General features: G+C 57.7%; 20 protein-coding genes. 15 read left to right on the forward strand and 5 right to left on the reverse strand.

Features of this window, described 5'->3' with window-relative positions:
• The first annotated feature begins 19 nt into the window (after window positions 1–19).
• The 14 genes from WW58_RS11215 (at window position 20) to WW58_RS11280 (ending at window position 17459) form a co-directional block, all read left to right on the forward strand.
• Entirely contained in the window at window positions 20–1162 is a 1143-nt protein-coding gene (locus WW58_RS11215; protein ID WP_012419710.1) for an FtsW/RodA/SpoVE family cell cycle protein, read from the forward strand.
• Window positions 1159–2283 carry an undecaprenyldiphospho-muramoylpentapeptide beta-N-acetylglucosaminyltransferase gene (murG, locus tag WW58_RS11220; RefSeq protein ID WP_046437720.1) on the forward strand — a complete coding sequence of 375 codons (1125 nt, stop codon included), beginning with the start codon at window positions 1159–1161 and terminating at the stop codon, window positions 2281–2283. The genes WW58_RS11215 and murG overlap by 4 nt, the downstream gene beginning before the upstream one ends.
• Window positions 2276–4573, forward strand: coding sequence for a UDP-N-acetylmuramate--L-alanine ligase (murC, locus tag WW58_RS11225; protein WP_046437806.1), 2298 nt, complete (start codon window positions 2276–2278; stop codon window positions 4571–4573). The genes murG and murC overlap by 8 nt, the downstream gene beginning before the upstream one ends.
• A gap of 22 nt (window positions 4574–4595) precedes the next feature.
• Entirely contained in the window at window positions 4596–5531 is a 936-nt protein-coding gene (locus tag WW58_RS11230; RefSeq protein ID WP_046437722.1) for a D-alanine--D-alanine ligase, read from the forward strand.
• 47 nt (window positions 5532–5578) lie between these two features.
• The gene (locus WW58_RS11235) at window positions 5579–6529 is read left to right on the forward strand and encodes a cell division protein FtsQ/DivIB (RefSeq protein WP_046437724.1); all 951 of its coding nucleotides are present in this window, start codon (window positions 5579–5581) and stop codon (window positions 6527–6529) included.
• 225 nt (window positions 6530–6754) lie between these two features.
• A complete protein-coding gene (recA, locus tag WW58_RS11240) occupies window positions 6755–7795 on the forward strand; it encodes a recombinase RecA (protein ID WP_012419715.1) in 1041 nt (346 codons plus the stop codon).
• Window positions 7796–7954: 159 nt separating this feature from the next.
• Window positions 7955–8974, forward strand: coding sequence for an N-acetylmuramoyl-L-alanine amidase family protein (locus WW58_RS11245; RefSeq protein ID WP_046437726.1), 1020 nt, complete (start codon window positions 7955–7957; stop codon window positions 8972–8974).
• Between the two features lie 35 nt (window positions 8975–9009).
• Window positions 9010–9648, forward strand: coding sequence for a lipoyl(octanoyl) transferase LipB (lipB, locus tag WW58_RS11250; RefSeq protein WP_046437728.1), 639 nt, complete (start codon window positions 9010–9012; stop codon window positions 9646–9648).
• A 202-nt stretch (window positions 9649–9850) separates the two neighbouring features.
• A complete protein-coding gene (gene leuC, locus WW58_RS11255) occupies window positions 9851–11263 on the forward strand; it encodes a 3-isopropylmalate dehydratase large subunit (protein WP_046437729.1) in 1413 nt (470 codons plus the stop codon).
• Window positions 11264–11282: 19 nt separating this feature from the next.
• Window positions 11283–11891 carry a 3-isopropylmalate dehydratase small subunit gene (gene leuD, locus WW58_RS11260; protein WP_046437731.1) on the forward strand — a complete coding sequence of 203 codons (609 nt, stop codon included), beginning with the start codon at window positions 11283–11285 and terminating at the stop codon, window positions 11889–11891.
• A gap of 43 nt (window positions 11892–11934) precedes the next feature.
• The gene (locus tag WW58_RS11265; protein ID WP_046437733.1) at window positions 11935–13056 is read left to right on the forward strand and encodes a hypothetical protein; all 1122 of its coding nucleotides are present in this window, start codon (window positions 11935–11937) and stop codon (window positions 13054–13056) included.
• Between the two features lie 41 nt (window positions 13057–13097).
• Window positions 13098–14672: a S1C family serine protease gene (locus WW58_RS11270; RefSeq protein WP_046437735.1), complete on the forward strand. Its 1575-nt coding sequence runs from the start codon at window positions 13098–13100 to the stop codon at window positions 14670–14672.
• Window positions 14673–14677: 5 nt separating this feature from the next.
• On the forward strand, window positions 14678–16258 hold the full coding sequence (locus WW58_RS11275; RefSeq protein ID WP_046437737.1) for a S1C family serine protease: 1581 nt from the start codon (window positions 14678–14680) through the stop codon (window positions 16256–16258).
• A gap of 37 nt (window positions 16259–16295) precedes the next feature.
• On the forward strand, window positions 16296–17459 hold the full coding sequence (locus WW58_RS11280; RefSeq protein ID WP_022197144.1) for a 3-dehydroquinate synthase: 1164 nt from the start codon (window positions 16296–16298) through the stop codon (window positions 17457–17459).
• 529 nt (window positions 17460–17988) lie between these two features.
• Here the strand turns inward: WW58_RS11280 and WW58_RS11290 are convergent.
• Window positions 17989–18774, reverse strand: a complete 786-nt coding sequence (locus tag WW58_RS11290) for an ATP-binding cassette domain-containing protein (RefSeq protein ID WP_012419724.1) — start codon at window positions 18772–18774, stop codon at window positions 17989–17991.
• 63 nt (window positions 18775–18837) lie between these two features.
• On the reverse strand, window positions 18838–18972 hold the full coding sequence (locus tag WW58_RS11295) for a hypothetical protein (protein WP_257229009.1): 135 nt from the start codon (window positions 18970–18972) through the stop codon (window positions 18838–18840).
• A gap of 56 nt (window positions 18973–19028) precedes the next feature.
• Between WW58_RS11295 and WW58_RS11300 the strand changes: the two genes are divergently transcribed.
• Window positions 19029–19298, forward strand: a complete 270-nt coding sequence (locus WW58_RS11300; RefSeq protein WP_128191031.1) for a hypothetical protein — start codon at window positions 19029–19031, stop codon at window positions 19296–19298.
• An 8-nt stretch (window positions 19299–19306) separates the two neighbouring features.
• On the opposite strand, the gene tsf is transcribed toward WW58_RS11300, so the two are convergent.
• From tsf to WW58_RS11315, 3 genes are all read right to left on the reverse strand, one after another.
• Window positions 19307–20185: a translation elongation factor Ts gene (tsf, locus tag WW58_RS11305; protein ID WP_031930425.1), complete on the reverse strand. Its 879-nt coding sequence runs from the start codon at window positions 20183–20185 to the stop codon at window positions 19307–19309.
• Between the two features lie 29 nt (window positions 20186–20214).
• Entirely contained in the window at window positions 20215–20910 is a 696-nt protein-coding gene (rpsB, locus tag WW58_RS11310) for a 30S ribosomal protein S2 (protein WP_012419726.1), read from the reverse strand.
• 238 nt (window positions 20911–21148) lie between these two features.
• Window positions 21149–21868 (reverse strand): sirohydrochlorin chelatase, encoded by a 720-nt coding sequence (locus WW58_RS11315; RefSeq protein ID WP_022197140.1) that lies wholly within the window; start codon window positions 21866–21868, stop codon window positions 21149–21151.
• Window positions 21869–21927 lie beyond the last annotated feature (59 nt).

The following is a 21927-nucleotide window of genomic DNA, read 5'->3' on the forward strand; positions in this document are numbered from 1 at the left end:
TTCCTGCCCTTCCGCCGCCATGTCTTCCAAAGTCTGCATGATTCTGGTCTGGTTCTTCGTCATCTGCCTTCTGGTCGTAGGCCTGGTGATGGTATCCAGCACGGCGGCGTGGGCGGAGGAAACCAAGCACCCGTACGAACCCCTGTTCAAGCAGACCGCCTTTGCCTGCGCCGGGCTGGTGGGGGCCATGATTCTCTCCCGGATAGACTACCGGATATGGAGGAAGTATATCTGGTGGATCCTTGGAGGGGCCTGTTTTCTGCTGGTGCTGTGCTATGTGCCCGGCATCGGGAAGGAAATCAACGGGGAACGCCGCTGGATCACCATCGGCATGCAGTTCCAGCCCAGCGAATGCGCCAAACTCTGCATGATGATGGCCCTGGCCAACTGGCTGGCCCTGTACCGGGACCGCACCACCTCTTTCTGGTGGGGTTTTGTGATGCCCGGCCTTATCTTCGGCATTCCTCTTGCCCTGATTCTTTTTGAAAAGGACATGGGCACCTCCGTAGCCCTGGCCCTGGCCGCGTTCTGCGTCATGTTTGTGGCCGGAACGCGCAAAATTTACCTGGGCGGGGCTTTCGCCCTGGCCGGAACGGCCCTGTACGTTCTGGTGCAGAGCAACGCCAACCGCCTGGAACGTTTCCTGGCCTGGAAAGACCTGGACGCCCACCGCCTGGGCGCCGGCCTCCAGCAGTACCGTGCTTCCATCGCCCTGTCCCGAGGGGGGCTGGACGGGGTGGGCCTGGGAAACAGCGCGGAAAAACACGGCACGCTTCCCTTCGCCCACACGGACTTCATTTTCGCGCCGCTGGGAGAGGAATTCGGTTTTTACGGGACCATGTTCGTCCTGCTCTGCTATTTCCTGATGACGTATGCCGGCATCGGCGTGGCCATGCAGTGCCGGGACACCTACGGACGGTTTCTGGCCGTGGGGATTGTCGCCATCATTTTCTGTCCCGCCATCCTGAACATCGCCGTGGTAACCAACGCCGTGCCCAATTCCGGCCTGCCGCTGCCCTTCATCAGCTTCGGGGGCACCAACCTGGTCTTTACGCTGGCCGCCCTGGGCATGCTCACCAGCATCCAGAGGTTTTCCACCGGCGCCCAGCCCAATTGTGAAATCACCCGCAAAGACGAACGCTCCATTGACGTAAGATTATGACTGAACCCTCTCTCAAACATCCCTCCCTGAACATCGTGATCGCCTGCGGCGGCACGGGGGGGCACCTTTTTCCCGGCATAGCCGTAGCCCAGGAACTTAAAAAGCGCGGCCACCGCGTCACGCTCCTCATCTCCCAGAAGAAAGTGGACGCCCAAGCCAGCAAAAATTACGGGGATCTTGACTTCCGCACCATTGAGGCCATCGCGATGCCCAAAATCCCATCCCTGTCCCTGCTGGGGTTCGGCGTCAGGCTGTACAAAGCCATCCGTTTCAGCCGCCATCTTCTGGACGAGGTGGAAGCGGACGTCGTCATCGGCATGGGAGGATTCACTTCATTCCCTCCCGTTTACGCCGCCCACCGCAAGGGAATCCGCACCTACGTGCACGATTCCAACGCGCTGCCCGGAAAGGCCAACCGCATGACCGCCAAATGCTGCACGAACGTGCTGCTGGGCATTGAGGAAGCCAGGCACTACTTCAATCCCGCCAAATGCATTGTCACCGGCACTCCGGTACGCCAGGAAATGGTGGCCCGGAAAGACAAAAACGAAGCCAGGGCGGAGCTCAACCTGCCCCAGGACCGCCGCGTGGCCCTGGTAATGGGCGGTTCCCAGGGGGCCAGGAATCTGAATTCCCTAGTCATTGAAGCCGCCCGGCAATGCGCAGACCTGTGCGACTTTCTCATCATCACCGGCTCCGCGGACTTTGCACGCGTCAGCCAGCTGACGGCGGACATGCCCCACGTGCACGTCATTGAATTCTGTTCCGCCATGGCTGCCGCTTATGCCGCAGCGGATGTGGTCATTTCCCGTTCCGGGGCGTCCAGCCTTACGGAACTGGCCCATATGGGGAAGGCCGCCCTGCTGGTTCCCTACCCCTTCGCCGCAGACGATCACCAGGCACACAACGCACGCGTTTTCGCGGCCCACGGCGCGGCGCGCATGATGCGTGAAAACACCCTCACGTCGGACGATATTGCGGCTTTCCTGAATGAAGTACTCAAGGATTCCTCCCTGCTGGCCTCCATGAATGAATGTGCTTTACGTCTGGACATGCCTGATGCAGTATCCCGCATCGCCAATGTCATTGAACATACGGACCATGCAGCCTCCCATGATTGAAACCTTACGCAAAAGACTGACAGACAGGGAACACCCGGCACGCCTACATCTCATCGGGGTAGCCGGGTCAGGCATGTCCGGCCTGGCGCTCATGCTGATGGAAATGGGGCACCGGGTGAGCGGCTGCGACCGGGTGACCAGCGCAGAGACCGAACGGCTTCAAAGCCTGGGGCTGTCTTTCTCCTGCCCGCATTCCGCAGACGCCGTTTCCGATGCGGAAATTGTCATTTATTCCAGTGCCATCCGGGCGGACAATCCGGCCCTGGCGGCAGCGCGCAAGCTGAATATTCCCTGCATGCGCCGCGCGGAATGCCTGGCAGCCATCCTGAACGGGAAGAAAGGGGTCGTGGTCTCCGGTACGCATGGAAAAACCACTACTTCAGCCCTCTGCGCGCACCTGATGAGGGAAGGCCGCATGCGTCCGTGTCACTACGTGGGGGCGGAAATCCCCGTGCTGGGAACCAACGCCCACTGGAATGAAGACAGCGAATACCTGGTGGCGGAAGGGGATGAAAGCGACGGCACGCTGGTAAATTACATTCCGGAGCACAGCATCGTCCTCAACATTGAACCGGAACACCTGGACCACTACAAGGATCTGGATGAAATCAAGGCCGTGTTCGACCGGCTTTGCTCCCAGACGCGCGGCAAGATTATTTATTGCCGCGCGCATCCCGGCGCTGAGGATGTCTGCGCCAAGTACCCCAATTCCGTTTCCTACGGCTGGTCCGATGCGGACTACACCGCTACGGACGTGCTGGAACGCCGCGGACGCACCCTGTTCACCGTGTTGAAGGGGAAAGAGGAACTGGGCCGCGTGGAGCTGGGCATACCCGGACGCCACAATGTCCTGAATTCCCTGGCCGCGATTGCTCTGGCAACGGAACTGGGCGTGGATTTCCCGGCGGTGATGCGGGGCCTGGCCTCCTTTGCGGGAGCCAAACGGCGCTTTGAAACCAAATACCTTTCCTCCTCCATCCGGATTGTGGACGACTACGGCCACCACCCAACGGAAATAGCCGCCACGCTCCAAACTGCCCGTTCCCTCCAGCCGAACCGCCTGGTAGTTTACTTCCAGCCGCACCGCTACACGCGCACGCAGCTTCTGGCGGATGACTTCGGCAAGGTGCTCCAGGAGGCGGACCTCGTTTTCGTAGCGGACGTGTATCCCGCCAGCGAACTGCCTATTGAAGGGGTAAGCGGGCAGACGATCATCAACGCCATGCACAGGCACGGCCCCGTGGAAACCCGTTACCTTCCCGACCTGGGCATAGCCCACCACACCATCGGCAACGCGCTGAAACCCGGAGACCTGTTCCTGACGCTGGGAGCAGGGAACGTCCATGAATGCGGCATGCGCATCGCGCGCGACCTGGCCCTGCTGGAGGATCTGGAACGCACTGCGGGCGGTTCTCTGGAAGGCAAACTGTACGAACCCATGTCACGCCATACCACCATGGGAGTAGGCGGATGCGCCCAGTACTGGCTGGAGCCTTCCACCTTTTCCGGAATGCAGGCGGCCGTCAACTATTGCCGGGACAGGAATATCCCCGTACACGTCATTGGCCGCGGTTCCAACATCATTGTCAGGGACGGCGGACTGCGCGGCGCCGTCATCCACCCCTCCGGGGGAGAATTCGATGTGCTGGAAATCCAGGGGAACCGCCTCACCGCCGGAGCGGGCGTGCGGTTGAAAAAACTGGTTTCCACCGCCGTCCAGAACGGCCTTGGCGGCCTGGAATGGATGGACGGCATTCCCGGCAATGTGGGAGGAAGCCTCCGCATGAACGCCGGAGCCATGGGCATGGATATGGTCAAAAACCTCGTTTCCGTCACCTGTCTGGATGAAGACGGGGAAATCCGCAGCCATACAAGGGAAGAATTGAACGCCCAGTACCGTTCCATTCCGGACCTGGTCCACAATTTTGTGCTTCAGGCCGTGTTTGAGGCGCAGCCCGCCCCTGCGGAAGAAATGGAGCGTCTTCTGGAGGCGGCACGGGCCAGGCGGAAGCTTTCCCAGCCCGTCGGAGCCAGCGCCGGCTGCATCTTCAAAAACCCGCCGGAAATCCCGGCAGGCAGGCTCATTGATGAACTGGGGCTGAAAGGCGCCTGCGTGGGAGACGCCTGCGTATCAGACGTGCACGCCAATTTTATCATCAACCGGGGTCATGCCAGAGCGAGGGACATCACCATCCTGATCGACATGATCCGCAAGGAGGCCAAGGAAAACCGCGGCATCGACCTGAAATCGGAAGCCCAGGTCATCGGAGACCGGGACCCCCAGTTTTAACCCATTCATTATTTATTCCAATATGAACACTCTCAAGCGCGACCTCAAAATCGCCCTCCTGCTCGGAGGTCCCGGGTCAGAACGGGAAGTATCCCTTGTTTCCGGCAACTCCGTTTACGACGCCCTGTGCCGGGCCGGATTCACCGATGTAACGAAGGTGGACGTGCACGGCCCGGATTTCCGGCTGCCGGAAGGCACGGAGCTGGCCTACAACATTATCCACGGCACTTTCGGTGAGGATGGAACCCTCCAGGCCATTCTGGAAGAACGCGGCGTTCCGTACACAGGGGCCGGCTCCCGTTCCAGCGCCCTGTGCTTCAACAAGTCAGAATCCAAAAAAGTTTTTCTGGAAGCCGGAGTTCCTACGCCGCATGCGGAAATTCTGGACTGTTCCCATGGCATCGTGATGCCGTCCCTCCCCCTGCCCTTCGTCATCAAGCCTCCCTGCGAGGGTTCCAGCGTGGGCGTCCACATCGTCCGCAGGCAGGAGGATGTGCTCCCCGCCATGGAGGAAGCCGTAACCCACGGCACCACCGTATTGGTGGAAGAGTTCATTCAAGGCAAGGAACTGACGGTCGGCATTCTGGACGGGAAAGCCCTTCCCGTTATTCATATCTGCCCCCGTTCCGGCTTCTATGACCTGAGCAACAAATACCCGTGGATGAATATGGGCGGCGGCACGGATTATATTTGCCCGGCGGATCTTCCGGAAGAAACCGCCGCCAACGTGCAGGAGGCGGCCCTGAAAGCCTACAAGGCCGCCGGAGTGGAAGTGTACGGCCGCGTGGACGTACTGCTGCGCGAGGAAGACGGCGCCCCCTTCGTGCTGGAAATCAACACCATTCCCGGCATGACCCCTTCCAGCCTGCTTCCCAAGGCGGCGGCGGCCTCCGGATGGCCCTATGAAGACCTCTGCGAAAAAATAGCGGAATTATCGCTAGTCACCCCCCGTAAATAACGTAATATTTGACAGAGGGCGGGGAGTCGCCCCTCCCGCACCCCCCGATGTCGCACAAAGCCACAACGCCAGTCCCCCGTTCCGCCAAAAGGCCGGAAATGCTTCTTCTGGAACGGGAGGCCAGAAAAGAGACCATCGAACGCAAGGGCAAAAACTACCGTTTTTGGCTCTTCCGGCGCAAGCTGTACCACATTGTCACCGTTTACGCGCTTATTTTCGGCTTAATCGGGGCTATCGTTTTTCTCTGGAAAGATTACATCCTCAAATACGACTGGCTTTCCATCGACACCGTCACCCTGAAAAGCAACGGCATTTTCAACTCTGAGCAGGCCTTTTCCGTTATGGGCATAGGGCCGCAGGACAACATTTTTTCCATAGACGCCGCGGAGCTGGAGCAGCGCCTGAAAAAATGTCCCGCCATCCGCCGGGCTTCCGTCAAACGCCAGATATCCTCCAACCCCACGCTGCTGGTGGACATTGACGCGCGCATACCCGTGGCCTGGATTGACTGCCCGGAACTGGGAATTCACCCGGGAGATGCCACGTACGGCGCTTTGGCAGACAAGGAAGGCGTCATCTTCCCCTGCATGGAGCAGGTCCACATGCCTTATATCCGGGAAAAGCGCATGCCCTCCGTCACGCTCAGGCCGCCCAGTTCCGGCAAACTCAGCTACGGCGTCAGCATCCGGGAACTGGAAGCGCCCATGAAACTGATTGAACTGCTTTCCGGCACGGTAACGGAATACCTTCCCAGCATCGTCTCCATAACGACGCCCAACGACTGGTCTTTCTGTGTGCGTTTTACCAATGACTGCCAGGCTACTTTCAGCCATTACGGCCTGGAACACCAGGTGGAAAAACTGTCCCGCGCCCTCCGGCATGCACGCCAGACGCACCGCAAAATCAGTTCCATCAACCTGATTCCGGAGCACAACATTCCCGTCATCTTTGACAATTCCTACGAGGATATTCCTCTTGCGGAGCCGATTGAAGAATAACGCCCCCAGACGTTCTCCGGAAAAACCGTGTTCTTCTCCGGCTCCAAACTTCTTTTCCGGTTCCGTTCCCCCTGTTTCCCCTAATTTCCCGCCGAACGGAACACCCGGTTTTCACAAGATTCTTCCCATGTCAGAATTCTGTTCTTTCTCAATGAGGAATGAGTCTGCGAAGACCCACAGAACACTTGCCAATAAGGCTGTCCCGGTTATACTGCGCTACGATATATGAGCAACGAAACACCTTTATCCCCCGAAGCGGAAAAACTGGCGGCAGCCCGCAAGCGCAACCTTGACCTGGCCCTCTCCCAAATCCAGAAAGACTTCGGAGAAAACGCCATTATGCGCCTTGGAGACAACGTCAAAATGGAAGTGGACGTCATTCCCACGGGCAACCTTCTGATTGACCGCGCTCTGGGTGTGGGCGGCTTTGCCCGCGGCCGCATTGTGGAAATCTACGGACCGGAATCCTCCGGTAAAACCACCCTGACCCTGACGGCCATCGCCCAGGCCCAGAAATCCGGAGGCCTGGCTGCATTCATTGACGTGGAACACGCACTGGACCCTCAGTATGCCGCCCGCCTGGGCGTGAACCTGGACGACCTGCTGGTTTCCCAGCCAAGTTCCGGTGAAGAAGCCCTGCAAATCTGCGAGGCTCTTGTCCGCTCCAACGCCATTGACGTCATCGTGGTGGACTCCGTGGCCGCACTGGTCACCAAGCAGGAGCTGGAAGGAGAAATCGGGGATTCCACGGTAGGAGCCCAGGCCCGTTTGATGTCCGCCGCCCTCCGCAAGCTCACCAGCTTCATTTCCAAGGCCCGTACCGTCTGCATCTTCACCAACCAGATCCGTGAAAAAATCGGCGTCATGTTCGGCAATCCGGAAACCACCCCCGGCGGCCGCGCCCTGAAATTCTACGCCTCCGTACGTGTGGACATCCGCCGCATCGGCCAGATCAAGGGCAGCGACGGCGTCATAGCCGGGAACCGCACCAAAATCAAGGTAGTCAAAAACAAGGTGGCCCCTCCCTTCACGGAATGCGAATTCGACATCATGTACAATGAAGGCATCTCCTCCGTAGGCAGCCTGCTGGATCTGGCAACGGAATATGATATCATCCAAAAGCGCGGCTCCTGGATCAGCTATAACGGCAGCCAGATCGCCCAGGGCCGCGACGCCGCCAAGGAAGCTCTCAAATCCAACCCGGAGCTGTACGCGGAAATTGAAGAACAGGTCAAGGCCAAAATGGACGAAAAGACCGCCAAATAATCCCGCCTGATCCCGTTCCTTCACTGCCATTTCAGGGCGGCTCCCCTTCCCGGGAGCCGCTTTTTTCTCTCCGGAAACAGAAGCGCAAAAGAATCTTTCACGGAAACTTTTCCCTTGTGCGTCATGAAAAATCCGTTAGTCTGGATGCGATATCGTCCTATGTATCCGACCTCTCGCACATCATTTGCAGCCGTGCTCGGCATTGTGGGCATGTTTCTGCTGACGTTGTCCACGGCCTTCGGATGGAATCCGGAAATCATTAATGGAGTGCAGTATATTCCCATGTCCGAGGTGCGCACCCATTACAAACTGACCAGGGAACGCACAGAAGGGCGGCAGAAAGTTTACGAAGTGCCGGAAAAGATTCAAATCCGTATCCAGGCGCGCAGCCAGGATATGTTCATGAACAACATGAAGTTCGTGTTATCCTATCCTGTGGCGGACCATCCCTCCAAGGGGCTGATGGTTTCCAATATGGATCTGCACAAAATCATTGACCCGGTTTTACGGCCCACTTACATCGCCAACCGCCGCAGTTTCAACACAGTTGTCATTGATCCCGGCCACGGCGGACATGACAGCGGCACGCGCAACCGCATCAGCAGGGAAGCGGATATCAACCTCTCCGTGGGCAAAAAACTGCGCGACCGCCTCAAGACCATGGGCTACCAGGTGGTTATGACCCGTGATACGGACAACTTCATTGCCCTCCAGGACCGCGTCCGCATTGCCAACAGGCACAACAATGCCATCTTCATCAGCATCCACTTCAATGACGGAGGCTCCTCTGCCCGCGGGGTGGAAACCTTCACGCTGGCGCCTGCAGGCACTTCCTCCTCCATGTCCCGCAATATCCGCCACGACGCTCTGCAGGGCAACGCCCAGGACAGCATGAACATTGCCTTGGCTACAGCCGTCCAGGGGCACATGCTGAAAGGGCCGCTTGCCATCAAGGAGGGCATTTCCATGGTTGACCGCGGCATCAAGCGCGCGCGCTATTCCGTGCTGTGCACCATCAAGCATCCCGCCATTCTGGTGGAAGGAGGGTTCATGTCCAACCCGCAGGAGGCCCTGCTCATCGCCACGGAGCGTTATCAGAATTTCATGGCCTCTTCCCTGGCTGCCGCTGTGCATCAATACCGCACCGCCCTTGGCCAGCAAGTGCGCAGAACGCGCTGAGTTCCGTACCTGTCCCCGGGCCTCCCTTCAGCAGCATGAACATCATCCGCATCCCCGGCCTGGCAGATTACCAGGAAACCCTGCGGTTCCAGGAACAACTGGTCCGGGCCCATCAGGAAGACCCGGACAGGGAAAACGAACTGTTGCTGCTGGAACATGCCGGGGTTTATACCATCGGGCGTACACGGAACCACGCCAGCCTGCACCCCGGTTCCGTGCTTCCCTTTCCCGTTCATGAAATCAACCGCGGCGGCCAGGCCACCTACCACGGCCCCGGCCAGCTGGTCGGATACCCCATTACGGACCTGAACCGCTGCGGCAGGGATCTGCACCGCTACGTCACCACCCTGGAAAACATCCTGATTGAAACCTGTGCCCGGTTCGGCGTGCAGGCCCGCATCCGGGAAGGGCTGGTAGGGGTCTGGGTGGAAAACCGTAAAATAGCCTCCATCGGCGTCGGGGTGAAAAAATGGATTGCCATGCACGGCTTCGCCCTCAATATAACCCGGAAATCCCTGCCTCCCTTCCTTGCTATTACCCCCTGCGGCATCCAGGGCGTGCAAATGACCTGCCTGGAGGATGAAATGTTCTCCCCCCTGCCGGAAGGAAACCTGTTGAAATGTTTCGGAGACGTTTTTGCAGCGCTATGGGAAGAAAAATTTCACAGGGATTAAGGGAATTCTGAACGTGCGGAGGGAATGAAAACCATCTTTGCCCTGAAGACGGAAAGGCGCCAAAGGCTGGAAAGAGCCCCCTTCTGACCATGAATGCAGAGGAAATGTTCAAAAAAACGCCTCATGTAAGACACAGACCGTGTCAGCAATACGTCCTTGCATCTTGACGCGGTTCCCGAACGGACGGATGCTTATGCCAGTTATGGGGAAAACGCTTTTCCAAAAAATCTGGGACGCTCATTCCGTCGGCATCCTGCCGGATGGGAGAACGCAAATGTTCATCGCTACTCACCTGCTGCATGAAGTCACCTCTCCGCAGGCTTTCGGAATGGTCCGGGATCTGGGCCTGACCGTGCGTCACCCAGAACGTACCTTTGCCACCGTGGACCACATCATTCCCACGGACAACCAGGCGGAACCGTTCGCGGACGCTACGGCTGACGCCATGATCAGGGAACTGCGCCGGAACTGCGCCGAAAACGGCATCCGCTTTTTCGATATCCCCACCGGGCTCCAGGGCATCGTGCATATGGTAGGACCGGAACTCGGCATCACCCAGCCGGGCATGACCATCGTATGCGGAGACTCCCATACGGCCACGCACGGAGCCTTTGGCTCCATTGCCATGGGCATCGGCACCACGCAGGTGCGCGATGTGCTGGCTACGCAGACCCTGGCCCTCAGCCCGCTCAAGGTGCGCCGCATCAATGTGAACGGAAAGCTGGCCCCCGGCGTGCGCGCCAAGGATGTGGCCCTGCATATCATCGGCCTTCTGGGAGCCAAGGGCGGCCTGGGCTTCGCCTATGAATACGGAGGCGACGTAATCGACGCCATGAGCATGGACGAACGCATGACCCTTTGCAACATGTCCATTGAAGGTGCGGCGCGCTGCGGCTATGTGAACCCTGACCGGACCACGGTGGAATACATTAAAGGGCGCCTGTTCGCCCCTATCGGTGCGGACTGGGACAAAGCCGTAGAACGCTGGCTGGGCTTTGCTTCCGATCCAGATGCGGAATACGATGAAATCGTGGAAATTGACGGGGCCTCCATTGAGCCCACGTTAACATGGGGCATTTCTCCGGACCAGAATACGGGTATCAGCGGCAGCACTCCCAACCCTTCCGACGCTGCGAACGACGAAGAACGGAAGATGATCAACGAAGCGCTGGAATACATGAAATTCCCCGCGGACATGCCTCTTAAGGGACTGCCGGTCCAGGTGTGCTTCGTAGGTTCCTGCACCAATGGCCGCATTTCAGATTTCCGGGAAGTGGCCGCCCTCATCAAGGGACGCCATGTGGCTCCCGGCATCAGGGCGCTGGCCGTTCCCGGCTCTCAGATGACTGCCCGGCAATGTGAAGAGGAAGGCATCGCAGACATTTTCCGTGAAGCCGGCTTTGAATGGCGCCTGGCGGGCTGCTCCATGTGCTTGGCCATGAATCCGGACAAACTCCAGGGAGATCAGCTTTGCGCCAGTTCCTCCAACCGGAACTTCAAGGGACGGCAAGGCAGCCCCACCGGGCGCACCCTGCTGATGAGCCCGGCCATGGTGGCCGCCGCTGCTCTGACCGGGAAAGTCTCCGATGCCCGCGAAGTATTCTCCCTGAATTAACTTTTCAATTTTCTCCTTTATGTCTCTGACCCAATTCACCTCCATCACCGGCACCTGCGTTCCCGTTCTGGGACCGGACATGGACACGGACCGCATCATCCCTGCCCGCTTCCTTAAATGCATCACGTTTGACGAACTGGCGGGAGTCATGTTCTGGGACGAACGCTTCGACGAAAACGGGCAATCCAAATCCCACCCGGTGGACGATCCCCGCTTCAAAGGGGCTTCCATCATTTTGGGCGGCTCCAACTTCGGCTGCGGTTCTTCCCGCGAACACGCCCCGCAGACCATCAGGCGCTCCGGCATCAAAGCCGTCATTGCGGAATCTTTCGCAGAAATCTTTTTCGGCAACAGCACCGGAATCGGGTTGCCCTGCGTATGCGCGTCTGCCGCCGACATTGCCTCTCTGTCCCGGCACATCTCCAATTACCCGGAAACGGAAGTGACAATTGACCTCCTGAACATGACAGTTTCCTGGAAAGAAGGGTCCTTCCCCATCCGGATGCCGGCGGAAGCCCGCGAAGCCCTGACCCGGGGCCGCTGGGATTCCATTGCGGAACTGCTTGTCAACATGGATGCCGTAGAAAAGAAAAACGAAGAACTGCCCCGGGTCGCAGCCTCCTGCTGATTCAGCATTCACCTCTTTCTTCCCTTTCTACCCTCTTCCCCATATGATTTTCAGAATTACAGACTACGTCCACTACGGCACGCTGGACAACCGTAAACGCGGAACCGTCCATCTTACGCTGCAACTCATGGGGATGCCCCATCCGGTGAACATTACCCTGCATGGGGACTGCCTCCAGGACCTGGCCGGTTGCGTGGTTGACTTCAGGAATCCCTCCCCACAGATGCTTCCTGCGGAACTTACCCAAATCCCGGAACATATCCAGGGGGTGGCGGGGGATATGACGGCCAGCCGACGCATGCCTGTCAAAGGCAAGAAAACCATGGAAAACGCCCTGTACCTGGAATGGTTCACCAGCCATCACGACATGGTGCTGCTGGAAAGTACGGTCTTCTCCATCAAAGTTTCCCTTCCCGAATGGATGATGGATTCCTGCGAAGAGCAAGCCCAGATCATGGCGAACCAGCAGATGCTGCGAACCCAGGTAAAAGAATGGTCCAGAGCCTATTCCAACCACCAGGAGGACGGCAGCCTGCCCGATCACCACTGGGACAAACGCCTGCGGGAGGCGGAAGCCATCGCCATAGCTTACCAGGAGGTATTCCAGAAATACAGGCTGAACCCCAGCGGCGACATCCGTGTGGCTTTTGTCATGGGCTGGGATGAAGTGCTGGACAACATCGCCCAGTCGGAAGAAACGGGGACGCCCTGTTCCTGCAAAAGCACCGGCATGCTCAGCCTGTTTGACATCCTCAATGAACAGGAGGCCCGGGAAGTGCAGTCCTGCATGTTTCATCCTCTTTTCCAGCAGGTAATGGAACTGACGGATCTGTGCCAGCACCGGTTCAGCCGGGAAATCAACAAGGCCCAGAGGAACAGGACAGGGCCGCCGGAACCCCTGAACCAGATTTTTTACTGCATCCGCTACATCACCCCCCGCATTCTTTCCTGCCTCCTCCAGGAGAAGGAGGATGCTGCGGACTACTGCACCATGGCCGCCCGTATGGCCCTGTGCGTGGAACAAACGCGCCGGACGGTAGCTGCCCTGGACAACTGCGGCTACCAGATGGACGGTGAAATAGCGGAACGTTTCTCATCCCTGCTGGAGGAAGTCAATTCCTTCCAGGAAAGTCTGGCAACCCAAAGCCGCAAAAGCAACCTGTAACAACAAAACCTTCCCTGGCAACACAATCTTTATCTTTGCGTATGATACATTCCCACACCTGTTTTCAAGGGCTGTGCGCAGTCCTGGCCGGCGCCGCTCTTTCCCACGCGGATGAGCCGGCTGTTTCCATTTCGGACTTCGGGGTGGACAAGGTCATGTCCGGCCCTGTCGTCTCCATCAATGACCAATACAAGGGCGTCGTAAAAATTGAGATGGATTCCCTGACTCCGGATTACGCTACTCCGTGGAATACCGGCCGCTACCAGGGAGGCATCGGCACCGGTTTCCTGATCGGGGAAAACGCTTTCATGACAAACGCCCATGTGGTTAGCAACGCGGAGCGCATTTATATCTCCATGTACGGAGATTCCCGTAAAATTCCCGCCAGGGTCAAATTCATCGCCCATGACGCGGATCTGGCTCTGCTGGAGGCGGACGATCCCAAGCCTTTCAAAGGAATACGTCCTTTTGAATTCAGCAAAAACCTGCCTCATCTGGAAGACGAAGTAAGGGTGATCGGCTACCCCATCGGCGGCAACAGACTTTCCGTCACGCGCGGCGTGGTCTCCCGCATTGATTTCACCACGTACGCCCACCCCCGCAACACGGAACACCTGACCATCCAGGTGGACGCCGCCATTAATCCGGGCAACAGCGGAGGCCCCGTCCTGATGGGGAATAAAGTCATCGGCGTGGCATTCCAGGGCCTGAACAACGCCAATAACACGGGTTACGTAATTCCAACCCCCGTCATCCGCCACTTTCTGGAAGACATCAAGGACGGCGTCTATGACGGTTACGTGGACATGGGCATTCAGGCTGCGCCCATCCTGAACCCGGCCATGCGCAAGGCGTTCGGCCTGCCGGACGACGAAAAGGGCGTTCTGATCGGCAAGGTGCTCAAGGGGTCCTCCGCTGACGGCGTTCTCCGTAACGGGGACCTGCTGATGAAAGTGGACGGCTATGATGTGGACAGCTCTGCCATGATTGAACTGGACGGCCAGAAAATCAGCATGAAAGAACTCATTGAGCGCTGTTTTAAAGACGACCGGCTCCCGCTGGATATCATTCGCGACGGCAAGCCCATGAAGGTGGAAATGGTGATGAAGCCATCCCCCTCCAGAGACCTTCTGATGGCGGAATACGATAAAATGCCCCGCTACGTCGTCTTTGGCGGCCTGGTGTTCCAGCCCATCCAGCGCAACGTGCTCGCGGCGGCGGACATCTCCATGCTGGACGTTGCACTGGACATCCGTAATTACCAGGAAGACGGCGGCTGCGTGGACCATGAAGACATGGTAATCATCACCAAAGTGCTGGATGATGAGGTAAACGCGCGCCTGTCCGGCTCCATTTCCAATTCTATTGTGGAAAAAATCAATGGCGTGAAAGTTAAGGGCCTTACCCACGCCTATGAACTCCTTTACCCGGAGAACATGCCGGAATACGTCGTCATCGAACTGAAAAACGGAGAACGCCCCCTTGTCTTTGAAGGCAAGGCCATGGAGACGGCCAACAAACGCATCTCCAAAACCTACAACATCCCGAAAAACGCCCGCCTGGACAGCTCCATTCCCGGTCGCCAGTCTGGCCGCAACACCACTCCCGCCCGTTAACCGCCATGAAAATTCTTTCCACTTTTTTCTTCGGTTCCCTGATATTGCTCTGCGGTTGCCAGCCGCGCGAAGCCGGACGAACCGCTCCCGAACCCCAGCCTGAACAACAGACGGAAACGCCTGCGGAACAGGCGGAGGAAACGCCCTCGCCGGCCCCGCTTCCCTCCCCCACCAGCTCCATGGTCGGCATTAACGCCACCAACCAGGGCTATGCCATGATTCAGCCGTGGAGCAAGGAAAACCCGGCGTACAGTCAGGGCTTCGGCATTTATCTGGGAGACGGCAATATCCTGACGGCAGCCAACATCGTTTATTCCGCCAGCTTCGTGGAAGTAACCTCCGCAGACGGAGCCCAGACGGTTCCCGTGACAGTAACCGCCTTTGACCCGGAAGCCAACCTTGCCCTCCTGCGCCTGAAAAACGGAAAAGATGCCGCTTTCCTGGACAAACTGGTCCCCGTTACGCTGGGGAAGGCTCCCCGCCTGGGCGACAAGGTAACCTTCTGGCAATTCAATGATGACGGCCTTCCCATCACCACCTCCGGAACCCTTCTGGCGACGGAAAGCGCCTGCCCGTTCACGAACGGGGAACCGTTCGTCCTGTATAACGTCAAATCCTCCGTTACTCCCCTGAAAGGCGGCGCAGGCAACCCTGTCATGAGAGGCAATGAACTTGTGGGTCTCAGCGCCAGCTGCGATCCTCCCGCCCAGAAAGTTCTGGCCGTCACCCATACCATGATTTCCCGGTTCCTGGAGCAGGCCCGGACTGGCAACTACATCGGTTTTCCGGCGGACGGCACCCAGGTCACGGAACTGACCGACCCCGTTTTCCGCAAATTCCTGGGCCTGTCTGAAACTGGCGGCGGCTTTTACGTGGTGAAACTGCCTGTTTACGGCTCTTTCTACAAAGCCGGAGTGCGTCCCGGAGACGTGGTGGAAAGCGTGAACGGCATTCCCCTGGACAGTAAAGGATTAATCAAGGATCCCGCGCTGGGCCCCGTTTCCGCCAATTTCCTGTTCCGTGACTCCGCCAAACCGGGGGATACCATTACGCTGGACATCCGCCGCAAGGGAAAGGACGGCTCCAGCCAGCCCATGACGTTGGACGTCAAACTGGACAGGAGCGCTATTGAAGGCGACCTGGTCAATCCGGCCCCCTTCATCTCCAATCCGCCCTACCGCATTTACGGCGGCCTGGTATTTGTCCCGCTGACGGGAGCCATGATGGGAGAAATCAACAAGCTCAGCAAGAACCATCCACCCCTCAACCTGGTGGAAGCCACTCAAAAGAAAGAGGACATACGGAAAAAAGGCGTGGATGAAATCGTGGTCTTCCTGATGGCCCTGCCCACCCAGGCTACACTGGGATACGCCCAGATGAGCCCCTCCATTGTGGAAAAAGTCAACGGCGTGCAGGTGAAAAGCTTCAAGCACCTCAACCAGCTTCTGGACCTTCCCGCTCCCGGCGGCACGCACCGCATCGAAGTGACCCAGCAGCCGTACACCATGTACATGTCCCAGAAGGAAGCTGCCAAAGCGGACCGATTCATCCAGATGAGGGCCGTTCCCGTGCTCCGCAGGGACTAGGAATCCGCGAGCCATGTTCATTTGCAGCCCTCCTGGCATGTCTCTTCACACGCTGAATATCCGGCTTGATTTTCCCTACAGGACAGGCTTTACCCATGGAGCCTTCCGCCCGGAAAATGATGCTCTGGCCAGCCTGATGGAACAGAGGCCCGGAAGCCGCGTTCTCGTTCTCCTGGAAAAAGGGCTGGAACAGTTTTATCCTCAGCTTCCGGCAGACATTGACCGCTATTTTGAAAAAAATGCCGGGGTGCTGGCCTATGCCGGCTGCCGTTCCGTTCCGGGCGGGGAGGAAGCCAAAACAGGTTTTTCCGCATGGGAAACGGCCCTGCGCCACATTGTGGAAGCAGGCATTGACCGCCATTCCTATATCATAGCCGTGGGCGGCGGAGCGTTTCTTGACGTAGCAGGCTTTGCCGCCGCCACCGCCCATCGCGGCATCCGGCTGTTGCGCATCCCCACCACCACCCTCTCCCAGGCAGACTCCGGAGTAGGTGTCAAAAACGGGATCAATTTCATGGGCCGGAAAAACTATCTGGGCACCTTCGCCGTCGCGTGGGCCACGCTTGACGACTTCCTGTTCCTCCATTCCCAGCCCCTCCCCCTGAAAAGAGCCGGGCTGGCGGAAGTAGTGAAAGTGGCGGTGGTGAAAGACGCCTCTTTCTTCAACTGGCTGGAAACGAACGCCTCCGCGCTGGCTGTATGCGAACGGGATGCTCTGGAATATGCCGTGGAGCATTCCGCTCTGCTGCACGCCTCGCACATTGCATGCGGAGGAGACGCCTTTGAACTGGGTTCCAGCCGTCCCCTGGACTTCGGACATTGGGCCGCCCATTACATGGAAACCATGTCCGGTTACATACTGGGGCACGCGGAGGCCGTTTCCGTGGGCATGTGCCTGGATATCCTTTATTCCGTCCGGAAAGGATGGCTGCCTGCCGCGGAGGCGGAAAGAATCATCTCCGTGCTGAAAACCCTGGAACTGCCCGTATTCCACCCCCTGCTTTCCCGCAGGACAGAAAACGGCGCCTGCGAAGTGCTGAAAGGTCTGGAGGCCTTCCGCGAACACCTCGGCGGTCACCTGACGGTACTGATGCTTACCGGAATAGGCCGGGGAAAAGACGTCCATGAGATAGACGCCGCTCTGATGGAGGAATGCATCCGGGAAATGCAGGAAGCCGCTGGATATTCCGTTCAGGAATAACAGCCCTTTCCTTGCCGCCTCCCCGTCAGAAAACAAGCAGAAGCCATCTGGCGTATCACAGAGAAATACCAGCCGGACGGCAGTATGAAAAAAACAACGATGTTTTTCCTTCCCACAATCTCCATATCCTCCTGTTCCGGCAGTTCCCGCAGGGCGGCATTATTATGTGCTGCCGGGCAGCCCATGATGCAAGCCATTTTGCGACTCCCCCTTTTTTCATAACGCGCCGGATTTACTTCTCCTTTTTCAAAAAGAAGATGAAGGAAAAAGCATGAACAGCCTGCCGGATACCTCAAAGAGAAGATCATCCGTCAACCATGCGGAGGCAGTGGACACGATGCCTCCCTGGGAACAAATCCATTCATCGTCTTTGCAAGGCACTGGAAAACCAAACTGCCGGAAACCGCGTTCCGCTGAAAATTCAGGGATGGATCTTCCGGAAAACCGTCCCTCTTAAACCTGTGCGGATAACTCCGCAGGAAACGGAACTTTCCCGTATTCGTCCAAACTGACGCCGGGCCATCCCCATTTACAGACGCGGTACGGCGGCGAGAAGCGCCTGCGTATATTCGTGGGAAGGGGAAGAAAATACTTTGTCCGCCTCCCCGTATTCCACAATGCGGCCTTTGCGCATCACGGCAATGCGGTCCGCGATATAATGGACCACGGACAAATCATGGGAAATGAATATCATGGTCAGGCTCAAGTCGCGGGCCAGGGCAATAAGAAGGTTCAGAATCTGGGACTGGATGGAAACGTCCAGCGCGGAAACGGGTTCATCCGCGATAACCAGCCTGGGTTCCGGCGCCAATGCGCGCGCAATGGCGACGCGCTGGCGCTGGCCTCCGGAAAATTCATGGGGATACTTGCGCATCAGGGAGGGGCTCAGCCCTACCTTTTCCATCAGTTCCGCCACATCATCCCTCGTCTGGGCAAAAGTTCTTTTACGGCGGCTCTGCAACGCCTCCTTTAATGTTGCATATACCGTAAAACGGGGGTTCAGGGAAGCATAAGGGTCCTGGAAAACCATCTGGAAATCCGGACGGCGCTTCCTGACTTCGGATGCGGAAAGAGCCGTCAACTCTTCCCCTTCCAGAAAAATGCGGCCCTCCGTAGGCTTCTGGAGCAGCATCACCGTGCGGGACAGCGTGGATTTGCCGCAACCGGATTCACCCACCAGCCCCAGGATTTCTCCCTTTTCCACGGACAGCGACACCCCGTCCACCGCCACTACGGGGGCAGATTTGCGGGCAGAGAGCAGCCCCTGCACCGCAGGAAAGACAACGCTCACATGATCCAGTTCCAGAAAAGCCATGCCGCCACCCTAACAAGCCTTCCGATGCAAGACAAGACCCCAGCCGCGCCAGTTCCTCCAATATCAGGACATCCATGCGCCCTCCCATGCCGTTTCCCCCACAGAAAAACCAGGACCGGCAATGAACGCCAGCCCCGGCTGGGCATTTCGCATGTCTTCCGGAGCCACCCGGAACCAGAAGGGTTCATCATCACACACGAGGCTGATAACAGCAAAAGAGGCTGTTCCCCCATTTCCACCATCCATTGGCCTTTTTGAAGAACTATAATACCGCCAAGAAATATCAGGGACCGCACACAAGGAAAAAACACGCTCCAGCCCAAAAGCGCTCCAAAAACGGCTGCCAGGATGAAGGCCGCAACCAGCAGCAGGGCCGGAGCTTTTCTATCCCGCATATTTTGATGATCCCCTATCCGGATTTCCGGATCCTCCCTGAATCAAATTTATGGATAAATCCCCCCATGGAGCCATATCAAACAAAAGAACCGTTCCCCGCAAAGGGAACGGTTCCAGAGATACTCTGACTCAGAGCTTACGCACCGAGCTGGTAGCGGACGAAGGAGGCGACGGAGATATCGTCGCCGAGTTCCTTGCCGGCCTGGTTGAGGAGGGCCTCCACCGTCATCTTTCCGGCAGGGTCCTTCACAAATACCTGGTTCAGCAGGCAGGACTGGGCGTACAGAGCCTTCAGCTTGCCGGGAAGAATCTTTTCCAGCAGGTGTTCGGGCTTGCCTTCCTGAATGAGCTGCTGCTTGGCGATTTCCTGTTCCTCGGCCACGAAGGCGGGATCCAGGCTATCGGAGCTGACGCTCTTGGGAGCGGCGGCGGCGATGTGCAAGGTCAAATCCTTGGCGAGGGCTTTGAACGCATCAGACTTGACGGTTTCTTCCTTGCCGGCCTTGATGGACAGCAGAACGCCCACTTTGCCGCCCATGTGGATGTAGGAGACCACGGCGCCGATGCCGTCCGCCGTCAGGCGGGCGAATTTGCGCAGAGCCATGTTTTCGCCAATGGAGCTGCACATGGCCTTGATATATTCTTCCGTGGAGCCTTCCGCCATGGGGACCTGGAGAGCCTCCTCCAGCGTGGAGGCCTTGGAATCCATGAGAGCGTTGGCAACGTCATTCACCAGACCCTGGAACTTGTCCCCCTTGGCGCAGAAGTCCGTTTCACAGTTGAGTTCAAGGATGATGCCGGAGCAGCCGCAGGGAGCCACAGCGGCGCGGATCACGCCTTCCTTGGCGTCACGGTCGGCCTTGGCCGCAGCCTTGGCAATTCCCTTCTCACGAAGATACTTTACGGCGGCATCCATGTCGCCGTTGCATTCGTTGAGGGCTTTCTTGCAATCCATCATGCCGGCGTCCGTTTTGTCACGGAGGGCCTTGACGAGAGCTGCAGTAATTTCTGCCATAGTGTTTCTGTTCTTTCTAAATGGTTGGTTTAGGCTTCGGCGGATGCGCCCTTGCCTTCGTTGATGGCCTTGACAATGCAGTCAAGAATCAGGCGGATGGAACGGACGGCGTCGTCGTTGCCGGGAATCGGGAAGTCGATTTCCTTCGGGTCGGCGTTGGTATCAACCAGAACGCAGACGGGAATGTTCAGGCGGTGGGCCTCGCGGATGGCGATGTCTTCATGGTCGGCGCCGATGGCCACCATGGCGTCCGGAGCGCCGCCCATGTTGCGGATGCCCTGAAGGTTGCGTTCCAGCTTCTGGCGTTCGCGGTCCAGAGCGGCCAGTTCCTTCTTGGACATGCTCTTAAATTCCGGGCTCTTTTCAATCCCTTCCAGATAGACAAGGCGTTCAATGCTCTTGCGGATTGTGCTCATGTTGGTGAGCATGCCGCCCAGCCAGCGGTGGTTGACATAGTACTGACCAGTGGCTTCCGCAGCTTCGCGGACGGCTTCCTGAGCCTGGCGCTTGCAGCCGACGAAGAGGATTTTCTTATTGCGGCGGGCCAGATCAGCCAGGAAGGAGCAGGCCTTGTCCAGGCATTTTTCCGTTTCCTCAAGGTTGATGATATGGATACCGGCCTTGTCCTTGAGAAGGTACTTTTTCATGCTGGGGTGCCATTTGCGGGTCTGGTGGCCCAAATGAACACCGGCTTCAACCATCTGGTTAATCAGATCATTAATCATATATGTATGTAGGTGGCTTTCCTTGCGGCAGGAAAAGCAGTTTTTGGGGACTTCGACGCTTTTTACCCCTCCGATCCCCGTTGTTTAGTTGCGCCGAATCACGCGAGGGGCGGGCAATATACTTCCCGCCCCCTCTCTTGTCAAAGCATAAATCATTGATTTACGAAACTATTCCGCCGTTCGCGGAACCTTGTCGCAAGCAAGCTCATGGAGAACTTTGCCATTTCAGCAAAATATCTTACCGCGCAGGCCCGTCAAAACCGTTCCCGGCAGACTCTCCCATGCCCGTTTTCCAGTATTCCCGTTCCGCTTGCAAATAAAACGCACCGAACGGAGGGAGGATTTTTAACGTTTTCCCATGCCGTGCGGCCAGTTCCGAAGAGGGCATGTCCTCCCGCATATGCTTCCCTTTTCCAATCAGGAACGGCAGCACTACCACCTTTTGCCCCTTCAATCCGGGTAATACCTTTTCCACAGAAGGAAATGCGCCAAAGTATGCAAGCGCCATGTCCGTTCCTTCCGGAAGCCGGAATTTCAACTGCTGGAGGAATTGCGCCGGCTCAGGGGCAGCCTCCCTTCCCGTTACCCCGTGGGCTACCACCAGCAGGGAAGCCTCCCCCTCCAATTCCTTTTGCAAGGCGGCGGCCCTAAAACCAACACCGCCGCATCCCGCTCCCCATACGGGTTTAAAAACAAGTTCCGGATGCTGCCCGCTCCCGGCATACAGCGCACGAAGCAATTCCGGCAATGTCTCCGTCACCGTCACGCCGCTCTGCATGAAGACAGGGTAAACCCAGACTACACCATCGCCCGGAGGCAAATCCGCCGCCGTCAGGCTGCGGAAAGACGCCTGCCAGACACAATCGCTTGAATATTGAAACTGCTCCGCCACATGCTGCCGCAATTCAGCCCCTGCTTCATCATAGGAAATAAAGAGTTTGTAAATCTTCCTGGGCATTTCGGTAAGACCACTGCGGGGGAACGGCGTTCGGAACATCCTGTCATTTATTCATGCGG

Source organism: Akkermansia sp. UNK.MGS-1 (assembly GCF_000980515.1).
Classification (GTDB): Bacteria; Verrucomicrobiota; Verrucomicrobiia; order Verrucomicrobiales; family Akkermansiaceae; genus Akkermansia; species Akkermansia muciniphila.

What these genes read in the sequence shown, in the direction of transcription:
- WW58_RS11265 (WP_046437733.1), top strand. Translation starts at nt 11,935, where the DNA reads ATGATTTTCAGAATTACAGACTACGTCCACTACGGCACGCTGGACAAC.
- recA (WP_012419715.1), top strand. Translation starts at nt 6,755, where the DNA reads ATGAGCAACGAAACACCTTTATCCCCCGAAGCGGAAAAACTGGCGGCA.
- WW58_RS11280 (WP_022197144.1), top strand. Translation starts at nt 16,296, where the DNA reads ATGTCTCTTCACACGCTGAATATCCGGCTTGATTTTCCCTACAGGACA.
- leuD (WP_046437731.1), top strand. Translation starts at nt 11,283, where the DNA reads ATGTCTCTGACCCAATTCACCTCCATCACCGGCACCTGCGTTCCCGTT.
- murG (WP_046437720.1), top strand. Translation starts at nt 1,159, where the DNA reads ATGACTGAACCCTCTCTCAAACATCCCTCCCTGAACATCGTGATCGCC.
- lipB (WP_046437728.1), top strand. Translation starts at nt 9,010, where the DNA reads ATGAACATCATCCGCATCCCCGGCCTGGCAGATTACCAGGAAACCCTG.
- WW58_RS11245 (WP_046437726.1), top strand. Translation starts at nt 7,955, where the DNA reads ATGTATCCGACCTCTCGCACATCATTTGCAGCCGTGCTCGGCATTGTG.
- tsf (WP_031930425.1), bottom strand. Translation starts at nt 20,185, where the DNA reads ATGGCAGAAATTACTGCAGCTCTCGTCAAGGCCCTCCGTGACAAAACG.
- WW58_RS11230 (WP_046437722.1), top strand. Translation starts at nt 4,596, where the DNA reads ATGAACACTCTCAAGCGCGACCTCAAAATCGCCCTCCTGCTCGGAGGT.
- WW58_RS11315 (WP_022197140.1), bottom strand. Translation starts at nt 21,868, where the DNA reads ATGCCCAGGAAGATTTACAAACTCTTTATTTCCTATGATGAAGCAGGG.
- WW58_RS11290 (WP_012419724.1), bottom strand. Translation starts at nt 18,774, where the DNA reads ATGGCTTTTCTGGAACTGGATCATGTGAGCGTTGTCTTTCCTGCGGTG.
- WW58_RS11275 (WP_046437737.1), top strand. Translation starts at nt 14,678, where the DNA reads ATGAAAATTCTTTCCACTTTTTTCTTCGGTTCCCTGATATTGCTCTGC.
- leuC (WP_046437729.1), top strand. Translation starts at nt 9,851, where the DNA reads ATGGGGAAAACGCTTTTCCAAAAAATCTGGGACGCTCATTCCGTCGGC.
- WW58_RS11270 (WP_046437735.1), top strand. Translation starts at nt 13,098, where the DNA reads ATGATACATTCCCACACCTGTTTTCAAGGGCTGTGCGCAGTCCTGGCC.
- rpsB (WP_012419726.1), bottom strand. Translation starts at nt 20,910, where the DNA reads ATGATTAATGATCTGATTAACCAGATGGTTGAAGCCGGTGTTCATTTG.
- murC (WP_046437806.1), top strand. Translation starts at nt 2,276, where the DNA reads ATGATTGAAACCTTACGCAAAAGACTGACAGACAGGGAACACCCGGCA.
- WW58_RS11215 (WP_012419710.1), top strand. Translation starts at nt 20, where the DNA reads ATGTCTTCCAAAGTCTGCATGATTCTGGTCTGGTTCTTCGTCATCTGC.
- WW58_RS11235 (WP_046437724.1), top strand. Translation starts at nt 5,579, where the DNA reads ATGTCGCACAAAGCCACAACGCCAGTCCCCCGTTCCGCCAAAAGGCCG.